This window comes from Planctomycetia bacterium (assembly GCA_034440135.1).
Taxonomy (GTDB): domain Bacteria; phylum Planctomycetota; class Planctomycetia; order Pirellulales; family JALHLM01; genus JALHLM01.
Genome location: JAWXBP010000003.1, coordinates 1 through 5,167, shown reverse-complemented (window position 1 = coordinate 5,167; position 5,167 = coordinate 1). Strand labels below are relative to the sequence as shown.

Genomic DNA, 5,167 nt, shown 5'->3' with positions numbered 1-5,167 from the left:
TGCGGGGTCGCCTTATGATCGCGAGCATCCGCTGGCGGCCAACCTCAATCAGGTGATCGATACCTCGCGCGATGATCCGGTGTCGGGGTCGATTCCGTTAAGGGCGAGTTGGTGTGAGGTGGAGAGGTTGGCGTCGTAGTCCTATTGTTTCCGCGGAGCAAACTCATGCGCTCGACCCAGCAATTCAACATCACCTTGTCTGACGATAAGGCCGAAATGGTTCGCGCCAAGGTGGCGTCCGGCGAGTACGCGACGGAAACCGAAGTGCTTCGCGATGGACTGCGCGTCTTGCTGGCGCGTGACCGCGCCGTCCATGCCTGGTTGCAGACGGAAGTGGCTGCCGCCTATGACGCGCTCAAGAAGGATCCGTCGCGTGCGGTGTCTGCATGCAAGGTGCGTGCGCGCCTCGCCGAGGCGCATCGAAAAGCGGCTGTAAAGGCGTGAAGACCTGCACGGTCGCTTTCGCCCCGGAGGCGGAAGATGACCTTGCCGAGTTGGACGACTACATTGCAGTACACGGATCCCCTGTGGCAGTGAACTGCGTGCTCGACCCGTCGAGCTAGGATTTCGGGAAGGAGGAATCCGCATGAACCTCGTAAACCATTGATGCACAATCTATTCCAAGATACTTCGATCCCCGCTACCCCCTGCTCTACCCCCAAATCAATTTTTTGGCATTCATTGCGTGCTCCGGCACCCGAAAGACGTAGCTGGCCAGGCGCCGGCCGTCGCGCTTTTCCGGCTGGCGGCCTTTTTGGAGATACCAATGGAATTTCGGTTTCTCGAATGGCGAATTGATGATTGGGTTTTCGACGTGGTTGATCTGGCTCACGGCGCAACATTCCTATGCAACTCATGGTCGATACCCTGAATCAGCTTGCGCAGGCTTGGAGAACGAGGCTGATCCAGATTGAGGTGGGGCACGATCTGAACCGCCCAGACAAACTTGTCCGCGCCCGTTACATCTTTTCGTCGAATGCGCAGCGCATCGGCCAGCATTTCCCACGCGCCAACAACCGCGTCCGGTGGGATGGCCCTAAGCGGCTGAGTCTTCGCGTTAGGAAAGGCACTGCGAATTGCATGATCGTCGGCAATGAACCAGCTCTCGGTCTCCTCGATCGCCAACCTGAACAAAACCCGCTGCGGCTTTCGCGGCAACTGCTCCAGCATGCCTTTGAGCTGCGCCAGAAATTCGACGCAGGGTGTGTCGTCCGCGTCCACCACCACGACGACACAGCAATTCGCCCCGAGATAAGAGAAGCCCTTGAGTTTCGCGGGCAATTGGTGCAACAGGGTTTGTTGTTTTGGGTCGGGTCTTGCAAGGGGATTCACCGGCAGGTTCCCGCGACCGCGATGGGGATGGATGCGAAAGTCCACATCCTCGACGAGCTGAAACTTTCGCGTCAGCACCTCGCGCACGGCCGAAACGTCCGAGGCGCCCTCGACGAGTACTTCGAAATACGTCACGGATTGCCAATGCCAAAATGATTCGAATACCAGAGGCTTCCCATGGGAATACCCTCGTCGTACATCGCGCGCACGCCCTCGATGTTTGCGGCACAAGTCATCTGACTGAATCCATCCGCACCTTTTTCGAGAATCCATACCTCGTCTGGAGTAAGCGCGTCTACGAAGTTCGGCGCATGCGTCGTGATCAATATCTGCGGCCCACCCTTCTTGCGCGCAAACTCTTTGAACTCGCACGCCAAGTCACCCAAAAGCTGGTGATGCAATCCATTTTCTGGTTCCTCGATACCGATAAGCGGTGGAGGGCTAGGGTCTTCCATCAACAGCATGTAGGCCAGCACTTTCAGAGTACCGTCCGACATATCCTGCTGGAAAAATGGCTCCGCGTAGCCTTCCGAGCGAAATTGCAAGAGCAACCGCTTGTCCGGTGTGGCAACCGGCTCAATGCTTTGAACGCCCGGGACCTTCCTGGCAATACGATCGAGCATGGCCTGGAATCCGGACGGATGTTCGCGTGCGACGAACTGTAAGTATTTCGCAAGATTCTCGCCGGTACGGTCGAGGTGCGGTTCCGCGCCCGCCATTGGCTGGCCCCTGGCTGAATGCGGGGCGAAATATGACAAATACCAGCCTGAAAGGAAGCTACGAAAAGTCGCAATGCGTGGATGATCGGCGAGCGTGCCCAATGTCGAAATGCCGAGTACTTGGCGATCGGACATCTTTACGTCATCGCGTCGATTGCCTTCTGCTTTGACTGTCGCTTCTCCTGCCCATGCCGTCCCCTGGCCGTCGCTGATTTCCAGAAACGAGAAAGGTTGACCCCAGCTTTGCCCTTTGCGACGTTGACGGAGACGCTCATACACCACAACTGTCCGTCCGCGTGCATCGTTGTCGATGTGCAGCGAATAACTGATTGGACGTGCGTCACTGTGCTCGCGGTATCGAACCTCGAACTTGATCGCATCTGTACTACCTTGCGTCCGCAACCGGTCAAGCCCGCCACGGTTCGGCTTGTCGCAAGCGGATTGCACGCCTTCCGTCAGGCAATCACCCAAAAAGCCCAGTGCATCCATCAGGCTCGACTTTCCCGTGCCATTTGCTCCGATTACGGCCATCAAGCGAGGCAGAGCATCCGCGTCGTTGTCGAACGTCTTTCCCAACGTAACGTTTTTGAGCGCGCGGAAGTTCTGGATCTGCAGTCCCTCAAGTATGGCCATCAGATCAGCTCCTTCACGACCATCAATTCATTCCCGCGCTCGCCGATCACCTTCACCGCGATGCGCTTGAGCTCGCCGCCGGCAAGGGGCTCGCATACGGTGCCGGCCAGGTGGTCCCATACGCTGTCATCCAGCGACGCGCCAAGCGATCGCTTGAGGTTGTCCCAAGCCTGGGTCTTGGGAAAGAACACCTGCGTCGCAAAAAAGCTCATGCCGTTGTAGTCGGTGTCGAGCATCCAGCACGGCAGGTTGTCTCCATCGGTCGACTCGGTGCTCATGCTGGCCGGGTTGAAGATGTCCAGCCCCCGAACCTCGACTTCCCAAAGTGCCGCGGCCGTCGCGTCACCTTTCGCAGACTTGACTTTTCGGACATCGACGTCCGGCAGCCCGGTAACGGAAAATATCTCGCTCGACCGATTGGTCTTGAGCAGGTCGTCCATCACCACGTCCGGCGTCACCGCCACGTACTGCGCCGGCAACCCGGCCTTTTTCGGGTCTAGCAGGAATTCATGCGCCTTCGGGTCAACGGCGAATCCGAACACGTACAGCGCTTCGTACCCGCGGTGCTTCGCTTCACTGGTGGCCTCAAACGCCAGGTGACTGGTGACCGCGCCGTCCTGGGGACCGAACACGATGGCGATGCGCTTCGCAGAGCCGTTCTGCTCCACTGCCTCGGCATGCAGCCATTCACCGTCGCTGATGGCGCGAATCTCGGCGAATTGCAGTTCCTTGTTGCCAGGGAGTCGCAGGGTTTTCGAGAGGCGCAGCATCGCCAGCATGCGCTCGACATGGGATGCAAAATCGCCGGCGGGGCGAGCGTAGGGCGTGGCCGGTTGGTCTGTACCAGTGGTGAGGCGGGTCGCGGTCACGCCGATAGCGCCGCTATCTTCAGCCGTCAAATTCATCGGTGCAGGCAATGTGGCCTCGACGACAAATGGACCGGAGACTCGTGTGATGTTCTCAGTCACTTCCGGCCGATCGACAAGGACCTCCATCTTTGGTGGTTCTTTGTTGGCGATGCTCTTGAGCGTAATGTGGGGGACGAGCCCGCCAACTTCTTCGCCTTTTTGGTTCTGCTTCCGTGCGTACACGAATCCGCCCTGAGGGCCGCGTTTCTGCTCCTTCAAATCGTAATATGGAAACGTTGCGGTTAGGAGGCGCTGGCGCGCAAGCGCGAGCGGGACGCGCGACGTGTCACAGGTAATCCAGCGTCGCCCCCACTGCTCCGCAACGAATGCGGACGTACCGGAACCGCAAGTAGGATCGAAAACGAGATCGCCAGGGTCAGTGGTCATAAGCATACAGCGCTGAATTGTCTTGGTCGTGGTTTGAACGACGTAGTACCGAACTTCGGCAAAACCGCCTGTAAGTGTGTCACCCCGTTGATTGCTAAGCGGTGAGTATGGGAAGTCTGTAGCAAATCGGCGATACGAAAGCGTTGTACCGTATGCCTCCAAGCGCTGAGCTTGTTCAAGGCGTTTCAGCCCTGTGAAGTCCGTTTTGAAGGTTCCTTTTCCCGGCTTGTAGTCTCTCCCACCAAACGCGTAGGTCACGCTTGCGCACGAACGGCTGAAAATTCGACCCAAACTTCACGCCATACGGCGGGTCCATGTAGATCAACTGCACCTGCGGCCCAAGCCTTCGTATTTCAGCAGTGAGTTCATCACCTGCAAGCTGTCTCCGAGGATCATGCGGTTGGCCCATGGGCCCTGGTGCTCATAGGCGGACAGTTGGTCGGTCACGTCCATGCCGGCGTCGCCAAATAAACTGAGCGTGGTGCCCTTCGCCACGCGGTGCTTGATGCCGTCGAGAATCGCCTTGGTGGAGTGCCGCTCATGGACGAAGAGCGGCACCGTGGGCACGGTGATCTGGTGGCGCTCGGCTTTGCCGGCCCAGTCGAGGTAGGGCTTGGAGAGCGTTTTCAGCAGGCCAGTAGTGGCTTTCAGGCTTTCGATCTTGTAGAGACCGCCTTGCCACTCCTGCGGCTGCGCGAAAACCTTGGCTTCGCCTTCAGTGGCGACGCGGTCAATCAGGCCGATCAGCCAGTCTCCGAGGTCGCGGCTGGCGTTTGCGTCCCAGCTCAGGGCCGGGTCGAGGCTGGAATCGTAGCGGTAGGTCTTGGGCGGTTTCCGTGCGGCGAAGCGGTGTTGGACGCCGTCATCCGGCCGTTGCACCACCTGGTCGTCGTGTTTGTAACTTTCGGTCGAGGGCGGCAGGGCGCTCGCCCGGCTGGCGCGACTGGCCGTACCTTTTGCAGCAGCCGCGACCTTGCGTTTGCGAACTGCCGGTTTGGCGGGCTTGGGCTTTGAGGCTTTGCGGGGTGGTTTCGCTGTGGCTTTCGCGGCCGGCCGCTTGGCGGTGGACTTCGCAGCGACCTTGGGGGCGACGGGTTTTTTTGTCTTTTTTGTCAGCGGCATTTTTTAAGAGAGCACAGACAGGGGATGTTCGATTATGGGGGATGCCTATAGCTTCCGCAAACCAGC

The 5,167-nt window shown here is 58.7% G+C and carries 6 protein-coding genes and 1 pseudogene; 1 reads left to right on the top strand and 6 read right to left on the bottom strand.

Annotated features, from left to right (window positions below; translation table 11 throughout):
- Window positions 1-165 precede the first annotated feature (165 nt).
- Entirely contained in the window at window positions 166-444 is a 279-nt protein-coding gene (locus SGJ19_00125; protein ID MDZ4778640.1) for a type II toxin-antitoxin system ParD family antitoxin, read from the top strand.
- Between the two features lie 208 nt (window positions 445-652).
- On the opposite strand, the gene SGJ19_00120 is transcribed toward SGJ19_00125, so the two are convergent.
- The 6 genes and pseudogenes from SGJ19_00120 to SGJ19_00095 form a co-directional block, all read right to left on the bottom strand.
- The gene (locus tag SGJ19_00120) at window positions 653-832 is read right to left on the bottom strand and encodes a hypothetical protein (protein ID MDZ4778639.1); all 180 of its coding nucleotides are present in this window, start codon (window positions 830-832) and stop codon (window positions 653-655) included.
- Window positions 829-1,467 carry a DUF4276 family protein gene (locus SGJ19_00115; protein MDZ4778638.1) on the bottom strand — a complete coding sequence of 213 codons (639 nt, stop codon included), beginning with the start codon at window positions 1,465-1,467 and terminating at the stop codon, window positions 829-831. Before SGJ19_00115 ends, SGJ19_00120 begins: the two co-directional genes overlap by 4 nt.
- On the bottom strand, window positions 1,464-2,684 hold the full coding sequence (locus tag SGJ19_00110) for an AAA family ATPase (protein MDZ4778637.1): 1,221 nt from the start codon (window positions 2,682-2,684) through the stop codon (window positions 1,464-1,466). Before SGJ19_00110 ends, SGJ19_00115 begins: the two co-directional genes overlap by 4 nt.
- Window positions 2,684-3,811 (bottom strand): hypothetical protein, encoded by a 1,128-nt coding sequence (locus tag SGJ19_00105; protein MDZ4778636.1) that lies wholly within the window; start codon window positions 3,809-3,811, stop codon window positions 2,684-2,686. Before SGJ19_00105 ends, SGJ19_00110 begins: the two co-directional genes overlap by 1 nt.
- A 72-nt stretch (window positions 3,812-3,883) precedes the next feature.
- Window positions 3,884-4,237, bottom strand: a pseudogene (locus SGJ19_00100) (DNA methyltransferase).
- A gap of 63 nt (window positions 4,238-4,300) precedes the next feature.
- A complete protein-coding gene (locus SGJ19_00095) occupies window positions 4,301-5,101 on the bottom strand; it encodes a hypothetical protein (GenBank protein MDZ4778635.1) in 801 nt (266 codons plus the stop codon).
- Window positions 5,102-5,167 lie beyond the last annotated feature (66 nt).

What these genes read in the sequence shown, in the direction of transcription:
- SGJ19_00125 (MDZ4778640.1), top strand. Translation starts at nt 166, where the DNA reads ATGCGCTCGACCCAGCAATTCAACATCACCTTGTCTGACGATAAGGCC.
- SGJ19_00095 (MDZ4778635.1), bottom strand. Translation starts at nt 5,101, where the DNA reads ATGCCGCTGACAAAAAAGACAAAAAAACCCGTCGCCCCCAAGGTCGCT.
- SGJ19_00110 (MDZ4778637.1), bottom strand. Translation starts at nt 2,684, where the DNA reads ATGGCCATACTTGAGGGACTGCAGATCCAGAACTTCCGCGCGCTCAAA.